Source organism: Cohnella abietis (genome assembly GCF_004295585.1).
Classification (GTDB): Bacteria; Bacillota; Bacilli; order Paenibacillales; family Paenibacillaceae; genus Cohnella; species Cohnella abietis.
Window position 1 is genome coordinate 6,619,035 of sequence record NZ_AP019400.1, and the last position, 18,266, is coordinate 6,637,300.

Below are 18,266 nucleotides of genomic sequence, written 5' to 3' on the forward strand. Positions count from 1 at the left end.
GCACTCTCCGTTCTCTATCTCCCTCGCCAGCCCGAAAAAAGTCACATTAGTGTACCCTCCGTTCTCTATCTCCCTCGCCAGCCCGAAAAAAGTCACATTAGCGCACTCACGATCCTTTAATCTATTGAGTAACTGCCAGAAAAATAAATAGTCGAAAAGCAGATGGCGGTTGGTGGGATGGCGGACGGCGGGATGGCAGACGGTGGGACGGCGGTTGGTGGGATGGTGGATGGTGGGACGGCGGACGGGGGGATGGTGGACGGCGGGATGGCGATGGCTTTAAACATCCACCGACTAAGTGCACTAACTCCAAAGAGACAGCGCACCTATTCAACTTTAATTTCTACTTCCTTGACAGCCATTAAGTTTAGTAACTATACTAAAGACATGGATACTATCGAGCAAACACCGTCTGACAACAACAATAGCGGAAGTCGCAATCTCGGTCGCTTAATCATGCAGCTTCGGAGACTCGAACGCCAGCCTCATCACTTTGGTAATGCTGGACCTTTGACCCCCAGCGAAATTCATACGATCGAGGCTATTGGTTCCGAAGGGCGCGTTCTCATGAGCGAGCTTGCAGCACGTCTTGGAATTACGAAAGGTGCAGTCACTCAGCTGATCACACGTCTGGAAGCGAAAGAGCTTATCCTCCGCTCTCCGCATCCAAGTGATTCGAGAGGCACCTTAATTTCGCTTACCGAAAAAGGGAGAGAGGCTAACGCAGCACACGATGAAGTCCATCTCCAGTTCTACAATCAGCTTCGCTCTCAATTAAGTGATCAGGAGATCGAAATATTCGAAACGTGTATTCAAAAATTAAACGCCGTTTTGCGCGGTTAATTTTTTTTGGCAAATAGTTTAGTAACTATACCTTTATTGAATATCATGTATTCGTTGGTGATGAAGTTCTATTAGAAACACGTCGAAAGGGGAAATATATATGAAAGAACGTATTATCGTGGTAGGTGGGTATGGTCATGTCGGGCAAATGATTTGCAAAGAGTTAGCTGACTATTATCCAGGCAAAGTTTATGCCGCTGGACGTAGCTTGGTCCGCGCAGAGAAATTCAGCAACTCAACGAACGGCAAGGTCAAGCCTTTGCAGCTAAATATCAATGAAAAGATCAGTCCTCATGCCTTAGACGATGTTAAGCTCATCATTATGTGTTTGGATCAAACCGCTACTGCATTCGTTCAGCTATGTTTGGAAAAAGGAATTCATTACGTGGACATATCCGCACAGGACTCCTTCCATTCCCAAGTGGAAAAATTACAGACCACTGCTTCCGCAGGTCATGCTACAGCGCTTCTAAGTGTTGGGCTTGCTCCTGGGCTGACCAACCTGCTGGCTCTCTATGCTAATCGACTAATGGATACGCTCGATACCGTAGACATATCCATTATGCTGGGAATGGGAGATCAGCATGGCAAAGCAGCTATCGAATGGACCATCGATAACTTAGGCACGACATATGAAGTCATTCAAGGTGGGATCCCCACTGCCGTTGTCAGCTTCACTGACGGTAAACAGACTGATTTCGGGACAGGGTTAGGTCGCAAGATAGCTTATCGCTTCAACTTTTCAGATCAGCATGCACTTCCTCGCACACTAGGCGTACCATCTGCCTCCACCCGTCTCTGCTTCGATTCGGTTGCAGTAACAGGACTGCTTGCATGGCTGAGAGCATCAGGTGCCTTCCGTTTATTAAAGTTAAAACCGATTCAAAATGCTGTCATATCGTTGTTCGGAAAATCAAAGTTCGGTAAAGAAATGTTTGCTGTAAAAATGGATGCATGGGGCAAGAAGGGTAATGAGGATATTTTCATCGAGTGTATGATACAAGCGAAAAAAGAAGCTGAAATTACGGCCAAGGTAGCGACAGAGGTTGCTGCTGCGGTTTACCGTTCATCATTTCCACATGGAATATATCATATCGAGCAATTGTTTGAATTAGAGGACGTACTACTTCCTATCCATGAGTTGGTCACCGTTGAAGCAAGAATAAATGGAAAACCGTTGCCCTTGCCTGCACCTAAAGCGATTGTTAAAAACTAACCCGTTCTCTCCAGCATCACCGATTCCTCACGCCTTCTGTACCGGTACAGTTATAACTATTACTCATTGTCTGGACCTGCTCTGACGTATACGATAAAGCTATAGCAGAACGGGAAAACTAAAGACAGCCAGACAGGAGGCACATAGATATGCGTTGGACAAACTATACACTGTTACTTGGAATAGGCGTAATCTGGGGTTCTCAATTTTTCTTTGTAGAGCTTGTAATTGATGATATACCACCACTTACACTGGCTGCATGCAAAGCCCTTCTGGGCGCAGCAGCGTTAGGTGTTATCTCTCTTTTCGTTAAGGATCGCGCAAGCCATATCAAACACGACAAGTCAAAAAAGCGGTTCCTCCCTTATTTGTGGATCGCGTTATTGGAAGCCGTGATTCCTTTTTTCTTAATCGGTTGGGGGCAACAACGAATAAATAGCAGCTTGTCGGCTATTCTCATGGGTACGATTCCTATATTCACCACTTTAATGGCGGCCATCTTCGTACCGAAAGAGAAAATAAACGCTTTTAAGTGGATAAGCGTTGTATGTGGATTCATTGGTATCTCGCTACTCATTGCACCGGATATTTCTTTATCAGCAGGGAATCACGACGTATTCGGTACAATAGCTGTTCTAGGGGCGGCGCTTAGCTTTTCCGGTTCATTGATCTTAATTAAAGAGCTGCCACCTATCTCCCCTATTATAGCTATGAGGAATGTGCTATTCATTGCCGCCGTTTTATTGATTCCATTATCCTTCATCTTCGAGAATCCCGTTAACATACATTTGGATGCGCAGCAGTGGATTTCCCTAGTCATTCTCGGTGTATTTCACGCTGGTATTGTTTATATGCTCTACAACATTCTTATCAATAGGTCCGGTGCTGTATTTGCTTCGCTCAACAATTACTTGGTTCCTTTGTTCGGTGTTGTTCTAGGCACTTTATTTCTGAATGAGCAGTTAACCTCTATGGATAAAATATCGCTACTCGTTATTCTTATTTCATTAGGAATTGGTGGAATCAACCTGCGGAAAAGAAGTTCAACGTAACTATCGACTATCGGCTCATTCCGGCTTAATTACACTCGAATTTATATCTTTTTGACAAATTCCGATTTTAACTTCATAGCTCCAAAGCCATCAATTTTGCAATCAATATCATGATCTCCATCGACCAAACGGATATTTTTAACCTTTGTTCCTATTTTAACGACTAGTGAGCTTCCCTTTACCTTAAGATCTTTAATAACAGCTACAGAGTCACCATCGTTTAAGACATTCCCATTCGCATCTTTAATCACTTTATTATCATCATTATTTTCGGCTTCCGAATCTAGCGTCCACTCGTGACCGCATTCCGGACAAACAAAAAGACTTCCATTCTCGTATGTATATTCTGAGTTACATTGTGGGCAATTGGGGTAATTGGACATAAAATTTAAGCACTCCATTTCTGATCGTATCCTATAGGGTTGACCCCTAAAGTATATTTGATATTCTGCGATGATGCCACTAGTGCTAATTAGTTATGGTAATCAATCCCTTCAATTGTATAATTAATTATAAGAATATAGCATCTTACCCTTAACATGGATAGGAAGTGCTAATAATGAAATTGCCCGTCATTAATGACGAGTTGGCCAAACGGATAGAGCAGTCTGAAGTTGACTTTTTCACATCAAGAATCAGTTCAATTGGTGAGCGAAGTGGTAATCCAGAGGGAGTCGAAATAAAAAGACTTGGACATGTAACTGCTTATTACATTAGAACAATGCCTTGGGGCATATTTAATTGTGTGAAGGGATTCTCTCATGAAGATATTAATAAGCTAGAGGAAATCATTCAATTCTATAGGAAAAGGGAGCGAGTCTTTCAACTAGACATAAACCCTATGGGCTGTACTCCACAGATGCTTAAGTATTTGGCGGAGAGTGGACTCCAACAAGTAGGGTTCCACTCCGTGCTGTATGGGCTTCCTAGTAGAGAATCACCTAGACTCCCTACTGAAATTTCAATCCGTGAAGTTGATAATGAAATGGATTTTGAGCAGTATGCAGAAATACATTGTATCGGATCTGGAATGTCTATAACACACAAGCATCACTTCGTTGAAAATAACATTGGTTTACTTGGAAGATCAGGCTGGAAAATTTACATGGCATTCCTGAATCACAAACCCGCCGCTGTAGCTGTCATGCACATAAGTAATAACATAGCTTCCTGTACACTTGCTGCAACAGTTCCTGAATTCAGGCGCAATGGATTACAGACAGCCCTCCTGCAAAGACGAATGTACGAGGCACACCTAGCTAACTGTGATCTTGTTGTCGCTCAAGCAAGCTTCGGCAGCACAAGTCAGAATAATATGGAACGTGCCGGTATGCAAATGGCTTGGACAAGGGCGGTTTGGGCTCCAACTGCTGTCCCCCAATAAGGAAAGAAGACTAGAGAGGCAGCTCCCTAGTCTTCTTTTTCCTCTAGAAAATATTATTTGTATCCCCCATTTTACGCCAATCATCCGTGCCCATGTGACTAATAATGGACTCATTCACAGACTCGTCATAAGGATAGTTATCCTCGATGAACCTTGGCGGTACAGCGAGTTTACTATAACTTGTACCATCCTCGAACGTGACAAGCATGTACGCGTCGCTTGTTAAGGGCTGCTCCTCAACTTTATAAAAATACACAACAACATTGATTCTATTTATTTTTTTGTCCTCAGGGAACACTTCAGGCGTGCCCGCTGTCTTAAGCCATGCCCCCAGAACAGCCAATTTCTCTTGATCACTATAAACATTAATTAACTCGGGTTGAGTCCTTGTCGTACCCGTGCGATATTGCGATAAATTTATCGAATCTAGAACGGCTTCGGTATTGGTTGCAGAGCTAATTGAACTCGGCGCTTCAGCTTTTGTTACTTTTTCGGAAGAGGAACAGGCTGTTAGGGATAAGATCAGTATTGCAGATAGAAGCAGAATTCCTTTTTTCATCAACATATTCGACCCTTTCTAATAAGGCGCAATAGACTCTAGTACTGCTTGGCACATCAATCGCACCTTCTTAAATTTACCACAATATATTTTAATTTACATTTGAATTTTTGGACCCCAACTTCATATGAACTTCAGATTCAAGGGTTATACTAGTTCGGGGTGAACACATATGAACGAGCACATATTAGTCATGGAAGACGACGCAGCAATAAGACAACTACTTGAGCAATTTCTATCCTCTCAGGGTTATATCGTTACTGCGGCCTCGGATGGAATCGAAGGGCTGCAGTTATGGAATAAAAATCGTTACGATATGGTCATTTCCGACGTCATGATGCCTGGCCTCAGCGGAACTGATGTCATTCGAATTGTTAGACAGCAATCTAATGTTCCTATTATTCTATTAACTGCGTTGAATGAGGAGCATCACCAAATAGAAGGGTTCGAAAGTGGAACAGACGATTATATGACCAAGCCCTTCTCCTTCAAGCTTCTAATTAAAAGAGTCGAGGCTATTCTGAGGCGCTCCCGCCCTACCCAGTCTGGCAATTGGCTGGAGTTTCATGAGCTACGGCTTGATATCGACTCATATAATGCTTACGTCGATGACACCTCTGTCGAATTGACGACCAAGGAATTTGAAATTCTAAAAACATTGGTCACACAAGCTGGGAAAATCGTTACCCGCGAGCAGTTGCTGGACCAGCTCTGGGGCTATGATTACTTCGGAGATACTCGGATTATTGATACCCACTTAAAGAATATCCGCAAAAAAACGAATATCCCTTATATTAAAACCGTGAAGGGAGTGGGATATAAGCTTGAGCATCAATAAACTGATCTCCTCCCTACGAAATAACATTACATTCAAAGTTTTTGGCTTAACCGTGACCATCCTTCTCCTGTTTTCCGTCAGTACTTATTTAATTATTTTCACCTTACTGCCTCACACCTACAACAACTACAAGCAACAGCAGCTGGAGCATGAGATTGATACTTTCATCGCTAAGATTCCCACTTTATCCGATACCGAAATGGAAAAGGAACTTGATATCGTAAAGCTACAAACTAATGCTTTCATCATCCTCTTCGACGAGACCAAACAGATACCTTTGCCTTCCACCCAGATCAAACAGGGCACCATTACGATAGAGGAGGCGACTGTCGCGGATTCTTCGACACCTAAAGTGACGGGCAAGAGGGATAATCCGAATGTTACCCGCAGCTTAATGCTCAAAGGTAAACCGGCTTACTTAACGGCCTACACCAAGCTCCAGCCGATTGATGAAGCATCCAAAGTCCTCATGCTCCTTGCCCCCTACGTTGCATTGTTCATTCTCATTGCCGCAGTCGGGGGTTCTTTTTTTTACACCCGGATTATTACAAGACCCATCCGCAGAATTACCGTATCTGCCAGCCGTATGGCCGAGCTCGAATTGGACACACTGATTCCAGTTCATTCTTCTGATGAAATTGGAAGGCTCGCCGCTAGCCTGAATACGATGGCCGTTAATTTGAAGAGCTCGATCGGCGATCTACAGATGGCCAACGTGCAGCTTCAACTAGAGATGGAGAGAGACCGGGAAATAGAGACGCGTAGAAGGGAATTATTTGCTGCTGTTTCGCATGAATTGAAATCACCTTTAACCATCATGAAGGGGCAATTGGAAGGAATGCTTTACAAAATCGGAATTTATGAGGATAGAGATTTCTACTTAGATAAAACACTTCATGTGGCGGAGGAAATGGAGATCTTGATCTCAAATATTCTACATGTCGCCAAGTCAGATCGGCTAACACTCTCCAATAGTGACGAGCTTGTATCCTTAAATACAATCGTCGAGGAGCTTCTGGTCAAATATGAGGAGCTTGGACTTCAACGCGGCGTTACTTTATCTTCTTCGATACCTGAGGATATTTGGTTTAACACAGATAGGAAGCTCCTCGAAACAGCATTAAATAATGTGACGCACAACGCGATTATCTATACGAATGCCGGAGAACGGGTCATGATAACCGCGCCAACTATAGCAGGTAGCCAAACGCTTGAAATACTGAATACAGGTACACGGATTAATGAAGCTAAAATCGAGCAAATCTTTGAGCCCTTCTACCGACTCGAGCAATCTCGCAATCGAAATACGGGTGGCAGCGGATTAGGATTGTATCTTACCAAACACATCTTACAGCAGTTGGACATTTCTATTCGTGCAAAGAACACAGTTGAAGGCGTCGTCTTCTCCTTATATTTTCCGCAAAATACATCTACACCACTTATTAGCTCCATATAGGCTCCACATACACAAGCTAAACTCATAAGTGTAAGAAAAAATAACTTATAGAGGAGTTTGATTCGTATGAAAAAGAAATTATTAATGTTAGGTGCTGCGTTGGCTATCTCCGCTGTCTCTGCTCAAGCTGTTTTCGCTGCAAAGCCGGATTCTGCAACTGAAAACAGAGCGACACTTGTAGCAACAGACGCGAAGCTGGATTTGTCCAATGTTAAAGTAGGAAAAGCAGTAGCCATTGGAAAAGTGAAAGGTACTTATAAGGGAAAAACTCTTCCTTCAACAGCTAAAGCCAACGGTGCTGTCACTATCGAGACAACGGAATCCCAGCTGGATTGGTCCAAAGTTAAAGAAGGAAAAGCCGAAGCGATTGGACCGGTTTCTGGTAACTTTGAAGGATCAAAAACAACAGCTGCCAAAAAATAATCGAACAACAATCGAATAACCCAAAAAGCAACCGAGAGCAGATACTGCCCGGTTGCTTTTGCTTTATCCTATCGTATGGAGCATCTACTCTGATGCTTTGGCTTGAATCAAATAATAATTATTCGTTGTCTTAATCCCTTGATCGCTTGCATGCTTTCCGAATTGAACCATGATTTGTTCGAAGCACTTTTCTCTAGCGTAATAGGAGTATTCTTCACTTTGCCTGAAGACCACCAGTGCCATAACATCCTCCGGCGTTGGAACCCATGCTGTTTCCTTGATAGTAGACAACAGAATGTCCGCTAGACCGCTTGTCTCCAGCTGCTTCTGAATTCGATCTAAGGTCGGGGTCCCTGCTGAAGGCGGAGCAAATAGACCTGGAAAACATAACCCCAATTCTCCACCTTCACCATTACCGTCGCCAGGATGAAGCAGAACTATTTTTCCTCCCGGACGGACAATTCTATTCCCTTCCTTATACCAGCTTGTTGGACCCTTCTTCGTATAAGCAAGATCGAAATAGTTATCCGGAAATGGCAGCCCATCATGCGTTCGACCGACAACGTATCGAACATTAGCTTTTCGATGATGCTCATTCGCTGTGGCAATAAAGCCTTCAGTCATATCATACCCAACGACTTCCTCAGTATAATCCGCCCATAGATTCGTATATTCACCATGACCACAGCCTACATCTAGAGCTTTCCATGCATCATTTCCGTAAGCTTTTCAGTTAAAATGTCCTCTGCTGCTACCCCTTCGAGATTGCTTTTCCATGGATATTCGTATTTGCCCGTCTTAGCTGCTAGCTGTTCGCACCATTCTTTGGACTGTCCGCTTAAGAAGTCTGGATGCAGAGTCAGATCAGGAAACATAATTTCCAAGCACCTCCGACATAAGTGAGTTACTTGCTACAGCAATACACACGTTGTACACAGCATTCCTCTATAGTGGAATTTGAGATTACAACTGGAGGATTAGTCTACATGACGAAGAGCACATAACTAACTGACCATGATTCATACCTATGCTCAGTTCCGGCAAGAATAACTGAAGAATGAATCCATTATTCTGGAGTGTAAGGAAATGATACGAAAAATATTACTAGTTGAAGATGATATGCTTATGCGCGAATTTATAACGGATTATTTCAAAAAGGAGCAATGGGAAGTATACGAGGCGGACAATGGAAGACTTGCGCTTGAAATTTTCGAGCAGACCTCCGTTGACCTGATTGTTCTAGACATTATGATGCCTGAGATGGATGGATGGTCAGTATGCAGGCGCATTCGCGAGAAATCTGACGTACCCATCATCATTATTACGGCAAGGGCGGAGGACGATGATCAGATTCTAGGCTTCGAGCTAGGTGCCGATGAGTATGTGACCAAGCCATTGAGTCCGCGGGTATTGGTAGCTAGGGCTACTACATTAATGAAAAGAAGTGAAGGAACTATTGGGCGTGACGGAGATCTGCTTATTTATGGTGACCTATCGGTGAACAGAATGGCACATACGGTGTCCGTGGCCGGGAATACAATTACTCTTTCACCGAAGGAGTACGATTTGCTCCTCTTTCTCACCAAGCACTATGGTAAGGTCTTGTCTCGTGAATACATTTTGGATGCAGTTTGGGGGTACGAGTATTTGGGGGATTTACGCACAGTAGACACTCATATCAAAAAACTAAGAGCCAAGCTCGGAAATGAAGGCCGTTATATATGTACCGTCATTCGATCAGGCTATAAATTCGAAATGGAAGCATGAGAAGGCACAGCGTCGTTCTTAAGCTTTTCGTCGTGACGGCTGCTTTGATTTTGATTGTTTTTTCGTTGGTGATGCTCGCAGAGGGCTTATTTTTCGAGAGATTTTATCGAACGTCCAAGATCCATGATATAGACCGGAATATGAATCAATTCGTGAAGCAATTCAAGCAGGAAGAGTTCAATCAAAAACACCTCTCGCGGCTGCTTGGCACATTTATGAATCAAAACGATGCTAGTACCTCCATATTAAACAATCGTTTTGAGCGAACAAACATAAATCCTTATTACCTGGAGCTACGAGTAGACAGCAAGATCATTACCATTCTTATTCCTCTGGATGGAATGCCAATGGACAAAATTCCACTAGATATTCACATTGGCGACATGCTGGTTGTAGACGGCATCTTCATGGATGAGAAGGATACGATCATGCATCCTTTGATCATACAGCCGAATAATGATGAGCTCGAGAAGGGCTTGGTTCGAGTAAAGGGGAAAATAACGGATCTCATGCTGCCTGAGCAACGATCGTACAATCCTCTTTATCAGAATATCCTTATCGATGATGCCCTTCGGGACTTGAGGTCCCAAGTCGAGCAATATCAGTCCCGCTTGAAAAATGGCTCAACAGTAAAGGTCGAATGGACAGACAAATGGAGCGGCATCCAGTATGCTATTCTCCTTCATTCCCTATCAGAGGGTAAGAATGGGGATCGATATTTATTCGCCATGACCTCTCTACAGCCTGTTGGGGAAGCGGTTGAAATACTGAAGCAATATTTTGTTTATACGGCTCCAATAATTATTGTGCTTGTGATCATTCTTTCTTTGATTTATTCCAGAATGGTTTCCCGTCCATTAGTGCTGTTAAGCCGCTCGGCTTCCCGCCTTGCTAACCTTGATTTTACCATACAGCCCGAGATCCAATCGAAGGATGAATTTGGTGAGCTGTCACGTAATATGATCAAGTTATCTCACAATTTAGATGCAGCTTTACGAGAGCTTACCCATGCGAATGTGAAATTACAGGAGGATATGAAAGAAAAGCAAAGATCCGAGCAGCTTCGCAAAGAACTAATCGCGAACATTTCACATGAGTTGAAAACCCCTCTTGGCATTGTTAAAGGCTTCGCAGAAGGACTTCAGGATGAGGTTGCAAGCGATAAAAAAGACCGTTATCTTACCTTGATTGTCAATGAAACGGATCGGATGAATGCTTTAATTATGGATATGCTGGAGCTTTCCAAATTTGAAGTCAAAGCTATCCGGCTACAGCCCACAATCCTATCCCTGGCATCGCTTATTCAAAGTGTAATTGATTCGTTCTCTCAACAGTTAGAGAGTAAGAATCTCCAAATTAGGTTAAATAAAGGGGAAGAGAATGATCTGCTTGTAAGGGCAGACTCTAGACGGATTGAGCAGGTTGCTGTCAATTTATTGAGTAATGCCATTCGGCATGCCGAGGTGAACAGTACTCTTACAATTGACATCAAGCGGACAGCGGTCGGTAAAGTAACAACAGTAATAGAAAATAGGGGCGAGCCTATCGCTGCGGAGGATGTGAGTCGGATATGGGATCACTTCTACCGGGCTGAGCGCTCCCGTGATCGCAAATCTGGTGGGACAGGCTTAGGGCTCGCCATCGTCAAACATATTATGGAGCTCCATGAAGGTGAGTTTGGTGTGGAAAATACGGAGCATGGCGTCGCATTTTATTTTACCTTGAATGAAAGCAGAGGAGAAACTCATGAATAAAAAAAATTATGCTTATCTCACTATAGCTCTTATCGCGTTACTTCTGATTAGTGCGTGCGGTACAAAATCAAACTCAGAATCGCCTAATGTGACAGAAACGAAGCAATCAGATGACACAAATACGCAGCCTCCTAAAACCAGTCAAGAGAACGGCAATACTAAAGATGACTCCGTGAATGCTGACGAGGAAATATTAATTATTATCGATCAGACTCCCAAACCCATAGAGGGGAATAGTTTCGATTTCCTCGTAAACAAGCGCCCGGAAGGATATTCCTTGACCGAAATGCAGTGGATTTCCGACAAAAGCAAAGTAATAAATACGATAGCAGAAGCTGTTGAGCATGGAGGAAACGGTGGGGATGGGTTCTACATTAGCGGAGACGGACAATTTTCTGGCTTTTTCTATCCCGATACGATGAAGAAAGAGAAAGGTCAGATTATCTTTATTTTCAAAAATGATCAAGGCAAAGAGTTAACTTGGAAAAAGGAGTTAACCTTGAATTAATTGCTAGCTTATACGGAAAGCAGCCCGGTTGGGGCTGCTTTTTGTTTACTTTGCTTATGCTACGTTAGAAGGAGTAGAAAACTTCTTTGCCTTCAAGAAAATCCTTGCCTAGCGTATCGCAAATTTTGGCTGCATGCTCTTTGATCCAGTCATTACGATTAGGGTCGCGAATAAAAAAGACTCCTTCACCTTAAAGGTCATATTTTCATTATGTCTAATAAATTCAATAACTGGACTCGTGAGGGGATACAATGAAATGACTTCTTCTGCTATTTTTATCAATAGTGCTCCCCCTTAAGTGTATGAACGAACTCCTGACAATAATCTAAGGATAAATTAATATGCGTAATATTCCGGGCTTTGCCCAAAAAACCATATGCCCTCACTTGGCTCTTAAGAGTAATCTGGCAGTTAATTTCATCCTGGAAACCGATTAAGCTCTTATAAAACAAAGGTGTTGCAACTACCCAAAAGCTCTTAGAAGATCGAACTAATTCTCTTTCATTACTGATTTCTTTTATAGATTCGATTTCTTCAATATCAAATGAAATTGTTTTTCTAATCCCAACGTTAATCGACAGTCTATCTCCAATCAACTTAATTCGACCTCTACGAACTAAATTGTAATCTCCAATTAAATAGATAATTCCATAGATATGAATCATCCGTAGCATCAGCACGAAAGAATAAGCAAACTGATCCTTGAGCAAATAATGAAATGCAACAAATTCAAGTGCCTGCTCATGAATTAAACTAAAAAGACAAAGAAATACAAACTTTTCTTATGATATGTAAACGATAGTTGTTGTCCATTTTCTTTAATTGCTCCCCACTTAAAAAAAGCATAATAGAATACAGATACATCACCCAAGATAGCCTGAGCACGTTTGTTTAAGGAAATCATCGTTGGAATCACTCCTTCAATCTTGGTTAGATCTGTAATGATGCTTTCTAGTGGATTTTGTCCTACTATTTATGAGTTGAAAAACAACATGCTCCTAAACACTATATCATAACATGGAAAATAATGGGCAATCACAATGGAGTATTAATGGGAATTCACCTGAATGCTCGGTCGTTAGTAGCCCTCAGTGCTTTACTCTCGGGAAATTACCTGAATGCTCGGTCGTTAGTAGCCCTCAGTGCTTTATTCGCGGGAATTCACCTGAATGCTCGGTTCTTAGTAGCCCTCAGTGCTTTATTTGCGGGAAATCACCCAAATCCTCGGTTCTTAGTAGCCCTCAGTGCTTTATTCGCGGGCAGCTCCCCACCGACTAATCACTGCCAAGCGCAAAAAGACGTTGGCACAGGACAACCTCCCTGTACCAACGCCTTTTTGACAGTACCTATTTCAATCTTACCAACCAAATTCATCTTTACAACTCTACTTCGGCAGTGATTGCAGCGCGATTAGCGCAGCTCCGTGAGCAGCTGGAAGAGTAGGCTTCACAACGGTAATCTCAGGGTAAGATGACTTGATAAGATGGCTAAGACGCTCATAAACATAATGAATATGCGTAAAGACACTTCCGTTCGCGACAAGCGTTATGGGTCGGTTCTCGAAATGAAGCGCACGAACGAGCGTGCTTGTCTTCAAGTAAAGCTCACTCGCCGCATCTTCCAAAATCCGCTTGGCCCTTACATCACCTGCTAGATACGCCTCAGAGACGACCTTGGCTAATGCTGCAATTTGCGGCTTCCCTGCAGTCTTGTACACATATTGCAGAAACTGCTCCGGACGCTCTAGACCAATCTCTTTCATAAGCATCGGGAGAAGCAACGTCGGCGCTTCCCGCCCATCCTCGCTACGAACGGCTGCTTTAATGGCATTGATGCCGATGTCATAGCCGCCGCCTTCATCTCCGATCAGGTGTCCCCAACCGCCAGTACGTGCGCGATTGCCTTCCAGGTCTCGGGCAAAGCCGAAAGACCCCGTACCGGATACAAGCGTAATGCCTTCCTGCTTCCCAGTTCCGGCAACTAGAACGGCCTCGGCATCATGGGTAATAGTCAGAATGCCCGTTACTCCGCATTTTCGGAATATGTCGCTGAGAACCTGCTTCTCATATGGACGGTCTACGCCGGCGCTGCCGAGACAGAGCGCTACACAATCAGCAATACTCCGTCCCGAAGCTTCTACCATTTGACTAAGTAGCTCGGTCAGCTCCTGCTCAACCGCCTGTTCGCTCGTCGCATAAATATTAGTCGGCCCACCACGAAGCTCTAGCAATAAATTGCCTTCCAAGTCCATCATATGCAAGAGACTCTTAGTCCCTCCACCATCAATACCAATGACATATTTCACTCGTCTATCCACCTACCTGCTGAGCTCCAACCGAGCCTGGGCAATTGCCTTAGTGACAAATCCATTCGTCTCCTCCAGATAGCGGGAAGCCTCTGATTGGCTTACGCCCGCCTCTATCATCACAATGGCAGTCTTCACATGATTACCTGCTTCAACCAACTTAATCTCAGCTTCCTCAGCTGTTGTGCCAGTTGCCTGCATTAGGATACTATGCGCCCGTTCTCGCAGCTTATAATTGCTCACATTCAGATCGATCATTAAATTCTGATATACCTTGCCTCGCTTAATCATCGCTGCCGTTGTTAGCATATTGAGGACCATCTTCTGCGCGGTCGCCGCCTTTAGACGAGTAGAGCCGGTCAAAACTTCAGGCCCCACTTCAACTTCAATTGCCAAATCCGCGTACTCGCTCAGGATTGAGTTCCGATTACAGGTGACTGCTGCCGTAACCACTCCCAACTGCTTAGCATATTGCAATGCGCCTTTAACATAGGGTGTCCTGCCACTAGCCGCCAACCCGATGAGAATATCTTTTTCTGTTAATTGCTTATTCTGCAAATCAATAGCGGCCTGATGCTCATCGTCCTCGGCCCCTTCTACCGCGGTTATAAACGCACCTTCTCCGCCTGCAATCAATGCAATTACTGTTTCATAATCTACTCCAAAGGTAGGTGGGCATTCCGAAGCATCAAGCACGCCTAATCTACCACTTGTTCCAGCTCCAATATAGATCAGTCTGCCCCCTTGCTCCAATGCCTTCACAATTTCCGCAGTGACAAGCTCTATTACAGGCAAAGCTTGCCGAACCGCTCCTGCAACTTTACCGTCCTCATCGTTCATAATTTCTATAATTTCCTTGATACTTAGTTCACTCAAATCAAGCGTCCGTTCATTACGCTGTTCGGTCACAAGATGCTCCAATGTGTCCACTAAACATTCCTCCTGTTGTCTTCCAATCGTCGCCTTACTTGACCGCACCAGCCGTCATTCCATCCATAAATTGCCTAGATGCAATAATGAACATGACGATCATCGGCAGCGAAGCAAGCGTAAGTCCTGCGAACAACGTACTCCAATCGGAGGCATACTCCCCGAACAAAGACATCATGCCGACCGGAATCGTCTTCTTCAGCTCGCTTTGGATAAAGATCAGCGGGAAGAAGAAATCATTCCATGCTGTTACGAAGTTGATGATCATAACAGTGCCCAGTGCGGGGCGCATCAATGGCAAAATAATACGACGCAAAATCTGCATATCCGTGCACCCATCGATTTTGGCTGCTTCCTCCAGCTCTTTCGGCAGCGTCCTGAAAAATCCTGAAAGGATCATGACTCCCAGAGGTATCCCCATAGCCGAATAGATGGCAATAAGTGACCAAGGTGAGTTCGTTAAGTTGAGATCCCTCATTAATAGGAACATTGGCACAATCCCCAGCTTGATCGGAATCATCATGCCGAGCAGGAAGATAAACATCAGCGCACCGTTCCATTTGAACGAAGTTCGTGCGATGTAATAAGCAGCTAAAGAGCATGAAATCAAAATAATAACGACGCTTATTACAGAGACGAAAACACTATTCCACAAATACGTACCGAAGGGTAGTTGATCGAGCAGCTTCTCATAAGCGGCGAACGACAGCTTTTTCGGTAATGCTAAGGGTTCCTTGAATATCTCAAGCGTTGTCTTAAATGAAGAGGAGACCATAAGAAATACGGGATACAAGCTTAGTATCGCAAACAGATAACCGGTCGTATGCTGAATAATTCGAAATGACAAGCTTGGTCTCATTCCTGATTCACCTTCCTTGTCAGAGCCAAGAAAGCTGCTGAGATAATGGCGATAATCGCAAACATGACAACGGCCAATGCAGAGCCAAGACCGATTGCAACCGAGTCGCTAGAGGAGCCTCCGAATGCTGTACGATAGAAGAATACAGCCATTGTATCTGTTGAATAGTACGGCTCACCCATTGAGCCCTGCATAGCATATATCAGCTCGAACGCTTCAAAGGATTGAATAAAGGTCAGCACCGTAACCATAATAATCGGCTGAATCATCAAAGGAAGAATAATGGTTCGAATCATTCTGAATCCTCTAACTCCGTCTAGACGGGATGCTTCCACAACCTCTGTCGGAATCGACTGCAGTCCCGCCAAGAATATTAGCAGAGAAAGCCCCACACCGAACCAGCTGTTAACAAGAATGATTGAGATTAATGCAGTGCTCGGATCGCCTAACCAAGGCATCGTCCATGAGTCCAAGCCCAATTTATCAAGCAGAACGTTAATTGTTCCATATGTCGGATTTAAGATTAGCTTCCATAAGAACCCAACTACAATGACGGACAACAGTCTAGGTAGAAAATAAGCCACTTTAAGAAATCCGGATCCCTTAATTTTCTGGAACACAAGATAGGCGAGTAGAAATGCAATTCCGTTCTGTACAACCATTTGAACGACAAAATAAATCACATTATGTTCAAGTGCATTCCAGAACATCGTATTAAACGGCTCAAGCGTGAATAAGTTTTTAAAGTTCTGGAAGCCGATAAATTCAAGCTTCTTAATGCCTTTCCAGTCATACAAGCTATACGAGAATGCTGCACAGATCGGATAGATGATGAACAGCAAATAGATGGCGAGGGCTGGAATTGGAAACAAATGAATGGACCATCTGTTTCGTTGGAGACGTTTTGGTTTGTCGGCCATTGAAAGCTTACACCTCGCTCACATGAATAGAACACAATAGCCCCGGAAGTTCAAAGCGCGCGCTAGCGGACCAACAGTCCCACTCGTCGAGACTTTTACTCCCGGGGCTTGCTATTAATTAATTATTAGATTATGACTTAAGGCTTGAACCAAGTATCAACATTCTTCTGAAGCTCTTCCGCTACTTTCTTTGCATCCATATTATTCAAATATAAGGCTTGCATTGAATTCTCAAGTGTCACCTTAGTTGTTGGATTGCCACTATTGAAATTCGTAACCATTAGATATGGCGTGGACGCTGTGTTCGCCAGCTCAGCGAATTGAGCAATAACCGGATCAGTAGCCGTTACGCCAGGAATCGGGCTGACGCGTTTCATTTCATTAGCAAACAGATTGCCGAATTCTTTGCTCGTTGCGAATTCCAAGAATTTCTTAGCTTCTTCTTTATGTTTCGATGCTGCGTTAACTGCATAAGAGCCATCCACATAAGTCGATACAGTCGGTGAAGCACCAGCAACCTTCGAAGGAATCGGGAACACGCCTAGCTCTAACGCAGGATTCATCGTTTGGATTACACCTACATCGAAATCACCCAGAACATACATCGCAGCTTGCTCTGTTGCGAAGAACGTTCTCATATCCTCGTAGCCAATACCTGTAAATTTGTCCGGGAAGTACGGGACCAAATCTTTCATCAGCTGCAGGGATTGTACATATTCCTCATCTGTAAACTTCTTCTCGCCTTTGAGAAGCTTGTCAACGAATTCATTACCGCCGTAACCAGCAGGACCGATTGCGCCTTGTGTCATCGACAGAATCCAGCCATCCTTAGCACCGAAGCCGAACGGAATGATCTTGTTATCTTTCAATGATTGAGAAACCTTCAGAAGCTCATCCCAAGTTTTAGGCACTTCCAGATTGTTATCCTTGAAAATTTTCTTATTGTACATAATCCCTACTGTGTTGAGCGCCATTGGTACGCCATAGACGTTGCCATCTTTGCCTGTAGATGCCGCCATTACATCAGCCGGGAACACTTCCAAACCTGGCAGACCGTTAATTGGCTCAATGAACCCGGAATCTCCCAGTCCAATCCCTGCTGCATATGGACGCAGGTGAATGATGTCAGGACCCTCGCCCGTTTGAAGAGCTGTATTTAGAACGGTGTTGTACTCTGTGCTTTTTGTAGGTGAAAAGTCAATTTCAATGTTTGGATACTGCTTGTTGAATTCCGCAAATACTTTCTCATAGACCGCTTTGTCATCTGTTCTCCAACTGCCCATGGTCAGCTTTACTTTCTCACCAGAACCATTAGATGCGGAAGATGATGCAGACGGTGTCGCCGAATTACTAGGTGATGATTCATTTGCCTTGTTATTGCTGCCACAACCAGATACAACGAGCGATGTTGAGAGTAAAACAACTGTTCCTAAGCTGTAAACACGTTTCATT

Annotated in this window: 21 protein-coding genes and 1 pseudogene; 10 read left to right on the forward strand and 12 right to left on the reverse strand. The window is 43.8% G+C overall.

Annotated elements, in window-relative coordinates:
* Window positions 1-456: 456 nt before the first annotated feature.
* The 3 genes from KCTCHS21_RS29055 to KCTCHS21_RS29065 all read left to right on the forward strand — a co-directional run bounded on the left by KCTCHS21_RS29055 (window position 457) and on the right by KCTCHS21_RS29065 (window position 3,111).
* Complete coding sequence (locus KCTCHS21_RS29055; protein WP_179952718.1) at window positions 457-843, forward strand: MarR family winged helix-turn-helix transcriptional regulator; 387 nt, start codon at window positions 457-459, stop codon at window positions 841-843.
* 100 nt (window positions 844-943) lie between these two features.
* Window positions 944-2,059 (forward strand): saccharopine dehydrogenase family protein, encoded by a 1,116-nt coding sequence (locus KCTCHS21_RS29060; protein WP_130615966.1) that lies wholly within the window; start codon window positions 944-946, stop codon window positions 2,057-2,059.
* Between the two features lie 149 nt (window positions 2,060-2,208).
* Window positions 2,209-3,111, forward strand: coding sequence for a DMT family transporter (locus KCTCHS21_RS29065; RefSeq protein WP_130615968.1), 903 nt, complete (start codon window positions 2,209-2,211; stop codon window positions 3,109-3,111).
* A 41-nt stretch (window positions 3,112-3,152) separates the two neighbouring features.
* On the opposite strand, the gene KCTCHS21_RS29070 is transcribed toward KCTCHS21_RS29065, so the two are convergent.
* Window positions 3,153-3,494: a zinc ribbon domain-containing protein YjdM gene (locus KCTCHS21_RS29070; protein ID WP_130615970.1), complete on the reverse strand. Its 342-nt coding sequence runs from the start codon at window positions 3,492-3,494 to the stop codon at window positions 3,153-3,155.
* 176 nt (window positions 3,495-3,670) lie between these two features.
* Between KCTCHS21_RS29070 and KCTCHS21_RS29075 the strand changes: the two genes are divergently transcribed.
* Complete coding sequence (locus tag KCTCHS21_RS29075; RefSeq protein WP_130615972.1) at window positions 3,671-4,495, forward strand: N-acetyltransferase; 825 nt, start codon at window positions 3,671-3,673, stop codon at window positions 4,493-4,495.
* Between the two features lie 43 nt (window positions 4,496-4,538).
* Here KCTCHS21_RS29075 and KCTCHS21_RS29080 read toward each other — a convergent pair whose 3' ends face one another.
* A complete protein-coding gene (locus tag KCTCHS21_RS29080; RefSeq protein WP_130615974.1) occupies window positions 4,539-5,054 on the reverse strand; it encodes a hypothetical protein in 516 nt (171 codons plus the stop codon).
* Window positions 5,055-5,226: 172 nt separating this feature from the next.
* On the opposite strand from KCTCHS21_RS29080, the gene KCTCHS21_RS29085 reads away from it, so the two are divergent.
* From KCTCHS21_RS29085 to KCTCHS21_RS29095, 3 genes are all read left to right on the forward strand, one after another.
* A complete protein-coding gene (locus tag KCTCHS21_RS29085; protein WP_130615976.1) occupies window positions 5,227-5,892 on the forward strand; it encodes a response regulator transcription factor in 666 nt (221 codons plus the stop codon).
* On the forward strand, window positions 5,879-7,348 hold the full coding sequence (locus KCTCHS21_RS29090) for a sensor histidine kinase (protein ID WP_130615978.1): 1,470 nt from the start codon (window positions 5,879-5,881) through the stop codon (window positions 7,346-7,348). Before KCTCHS21_RS29085 ends, KCTCHS21_RS29090 begins: the two co-directional genes overlap by 14 nt.
* A 66-nt stretch (window positions 7,349-7,414) precedes the next feature.
* Window positions 7,415-7,771 (forward strand): hypothetical protein, encoded by a 357-nt coding sequence (locus KCTCHS21_RS29095; RefSeq protein WP_130615980.1) that lies wholly within the window; start codon window positions 7,415-7,417, stop codon window positions 7,769-7,771.
* 84 nt (window positions 7,772-7,855) lie between these two features.
* On the opposite strand, the pseudogene KCTCHS21_RS29100 reads toward KCTCHS21_RS29095, so the two are convergent.
* Window positions 7,856-8,422 (reverse strand): annotated as a pseudogene (locus tag KCTCHS21_RS29100) (methyltransferase domain-containing protein); the annotation flags it as partial.
* 44 nt (window positions 8,423-8,466) lie between these two features.
* Window positions 8,467-8,646 (reverse strand): hypothetical protein, encoded by a 180-nt coding sequence (locus KCTCHS21_RS29105; RefSeq protein ID WP_130615983.1) that lies wholly within the window; start codon window positions 8,644-8,646, stop codon window positions 8,467-8,469.
* A gap of 211 nt (window positions 8,647-8,857) precedes the next feature.
* Between KCTCHS21_RS29105 and KCTCHS21_RS29110 the strand changes: the two genes are divergently transcribed.
* Genes KCTCHS21_RS29110 through KCTCHS21_RS29120 form a run of 3 tightly spaced genes read left to right on the forward strand, consistent with a single transcriptional unit; the run spans window position 8,858 to window position 11,800 of the window.
* On the forward strand, window positions 8,858-9,538 hold the full coding sequence (locus tag KCTCHS21_RS29110; RefSeq protein ID WP_130615984.1) for a response regulator transcription factor: 681 nt from the start codon (window positions 8,858-8,860) through the stop codon (window positions 9,536-9,538).
* Window positions 9,535-11,292 carry a sensor histidine kinase gene (locus tag KCTCHS21_RS29115; RefSeq protein ID WP_130615985.1) on the forward strand — a complete coding sequence of 586 codons (1,758 nt, stop codon included), beginning with the start codon at window positions 9,535-9,537 and terminating at the stop codon, window positions 11,290-11,292. Before KCTCHS21_RS29110 ends, KCTCHS21_RS29115 begins: the two co-directional genes overlap by 4 nt.
* On the forward strand, window positions 11,285-11,800 hold the full coding sequence (locus KCTCHS21_RS29120) for a hypothetical protein (protein WP_130615986.1): 516 nt from the start codon (window positions 11,285-11,287) through the stop codon (window positions 11,798-11,800). The genes KCTCHS21_RS29115 and KCTCHS21_RS29120 overlap by 8 nt, the downstream gene beginning before the upstream one ends.
* A 108-nt stretch (window positions 11,801-11,908) precedes the next feature.
* Here KCTCHS21_RS29120 and KCTCHS21_RS30985 read toward each other — a convergent pair whose 3' ends face one another.
* From KCTCHS21_RS30985 to KCTCHS21_RS29150, 8 genes are all read right to left on the reverse strand, one after another.
* Window positions 11,909-12,082: a hypothetical protein gene (locus KCTCHS21_RS30985; protein WP_157994147.1), complete on the reverse strand. Its 174-nt coding sequence runs from the start codon at window positions 12,080-12,082 to the stop codon at window positions 11,909-11,911.
* Window positions 12,079-12,510, reverse strand: coding sequence for a hypothetical protein (locus KCTCHS21_RS29125; RefSeq protein ID WP_130615987.1), 432 nt, complete (start codon window positions 12,508-12,510; stop codon window positions 12,079-12,081). Before KCTCHS21_RS29125 ends, KCTCHS21_RS30985 begins: the two co-directional genes overlap by 4 nt.
* 38 nt (window positions 12,511-12,548) lie before the next feature.
* Window positions 12,549-12,704 carry a hypothetical protein gene (locus KCTCHS21_RS30990; protein WP_157994148.1) on the reverse strand — a complete coding sequence of 52 codons (156 nt, stop codon included), beginning with the start codon at window positions 12,702-12,704 and terminating at the stop codon, window positions 12,549-12,551.
* A 480-nt stretch (window positions 12,705-13,184) separates the two neighbouring features.
* The gene (locus KCTCHS21_RS29130; RefSeq protein ID WP_162309400.1) at window positions 13,185-14,117 is read right to left on the reverse strand and encodes a BadF/BadG/BcrA/BcrD ATPase family protein; all 933 of its coding nucleotides are present in this window, start codon (window positions 14,115-14,117) and stop codon (window positions 13,185-13,187) included.
* Window positions 14,118-15,035: an N-acetylmuramic acid 6-phosphate etherase gene (murQ, locus tag KCTCHS21_RS29135; RefSeq protein ID WP_130615989.1), complete on the reverse strand. Its 918-nt coding sequence runs from the start codon at window positions 15,033-15,035 to the stop codon at window positions 14,118-14,120. It lies immediately after the preceding gene.
* A 34-nt stretch (window positions 15,036-15,069) separates the two neighbouring features.
* Window positions 15,070-15,894, reverse strand: a complete 825-nt coding sequence (locus tag KCTCHS21_RS29140; RefSeq protein ID WP_130615990.1) for a carbohydrate ABC transporter permease — start codon at window positions 15,892-15,894, stop codon at window positions 15,070-15,072.
* Window positions 15,891-16,814: a carbohydrate ABC transporter permease gene (locus tag KCTCHS21_RS29145; protein WP_130615991.1), complete on the reverse strand. Its 924-nt coding sequence runs from the start codon at window positions 16,812-16,814 to the stop codon at window positions 15,891-15,893. Before KCTCHS21_RS29145 ends, KCTCHS21_RS29140 begins: the two co-directional genes overlap by 4 nt.
* Before the next feature lie 137 nt (window positions 16,815-16,951).
* Window positions 16,952-18,265: an ABC transporter substrate-binding protein gene (locus KCTCHS21_RS29150; RefSeq protein ID WP_232058000.1), complete on the reverse strand. Its 1,314-nt coding sequence runs from the start codon at window positions 18,263-18,265 to the stop codon at window positions 16,952-16,954.
* Window position 18,266 lies beyond the last annotated feature (1 nt).

Coding starts and splice junctions, on each gene's coding strand:
- KCTCHS21_RS29055 (WP_179952718.1), top strand. CDS start 457: ATGCAGCTTCGGAGACTCGAACGCCAGCCTCATCACTTTGGTAATGCT.
- KCTCHS21_RS29060 (WP_130615966.1), top strand. CDS start 944: ATGAAAGAACGTATTATCGTGGTAGGTGGGTATGGTCATGTCGGGCAA.
- KCTCHS21_RS29065 (WP_130615968.1), top strand. CDS start 2,209: ATGCGTTGGACAAACTATACACTGTTACTTGGAATAGGCGTAATCTGG.
- KCTCHS21_RS29070 (WP_130615970.1), bottom strand. CDS start 3,494: ATGTCCAATTACCCCAATTGCCCACAATGTAACTCAGAATATACATAC.
- KCTCHS21_RS29075 (WP_130615972.1), top strand. CDS start 3,671: ATGAAATTGCCCGTCATTAATGACGAGTTGGCCAAACGGATAGAGCAG.
- KCTCHS21_RS29080 (WP_130615974.1), bottom strand. CDS start 5,054: ATGAAAAAAGGAATTCTGCTTCTATCTGCAATACTGATCTTATCCCTA.
- KCTCHS21_RS29085 (WP_130615976.1), top strand. CDS start 5,227: ATGAACGAGCACATATTAGTCATGGAAGACGACGCAGCAATAAGACAA.
- KCTCHS21_RS29095 (WP_130615980.1), top strand. CDS start 7,415: ATGAAAAAGAAATTATTAATGTTAGGTGCTGCGTTGGCTATCTCCGCT.
- KCTCHS21_RS29105 (WP_130615983.1), bottom strand. CDS start 8,646: ATGTTTCCTGATCTGACTCTGCATCCAGACTTCTTAAGCGGACAGTCC.
- KCTCHS21_RS29110 (WP_130615984.1), top strand. CDS start 8,858: ATGATACGAAAAATATTACTAGTTGAAGATGATATGCTTATGCGCGAA.
- KCTCHS21_RS29115 (WP_130615985.1), top strand. CDS start 9,535: ATGAGAAGGCACAGCGTCGTTCTTAAGCTTTTCGTCGTGACGGCTGCT.
- KCTCHS21_RS29120 (WP_130615986.1), top strand. CDS start 11,285: ATGAATAAAAAAAATTATGCTTATCTCACTATAGCTCTTATCGCGTTA.
- KCTCHS21_RS30990 (WP_157994148.1), bottom strand. CDS start 12,704: ATGATTTCCTTAAACAAACGTGCTCAGGCTATCTTGGGTGATGTATCT.
- KCTCHS21_RS29140 (WP_130615990.1), bottom strand. CDS start 15,894: ATGAGACCAAGCTTGTCATTTCGAATTATTCAGCATACGACCGGTTAT.
- KCTCHS21_RS29145 (WP_130615991.1), bottom strand. CDS start 16,814: ATGGCCGACAAACCAAAACGTCTCCAACGAAACAGATGGTCCATTCAT.
- KCTCHS21_RS29150 (WP_232058000.1), bottom strand. CDS start 18,265: ATGAAACGTGTTTACAGCTTAGGAACAGTTGTTTTACTCTCAACATCG.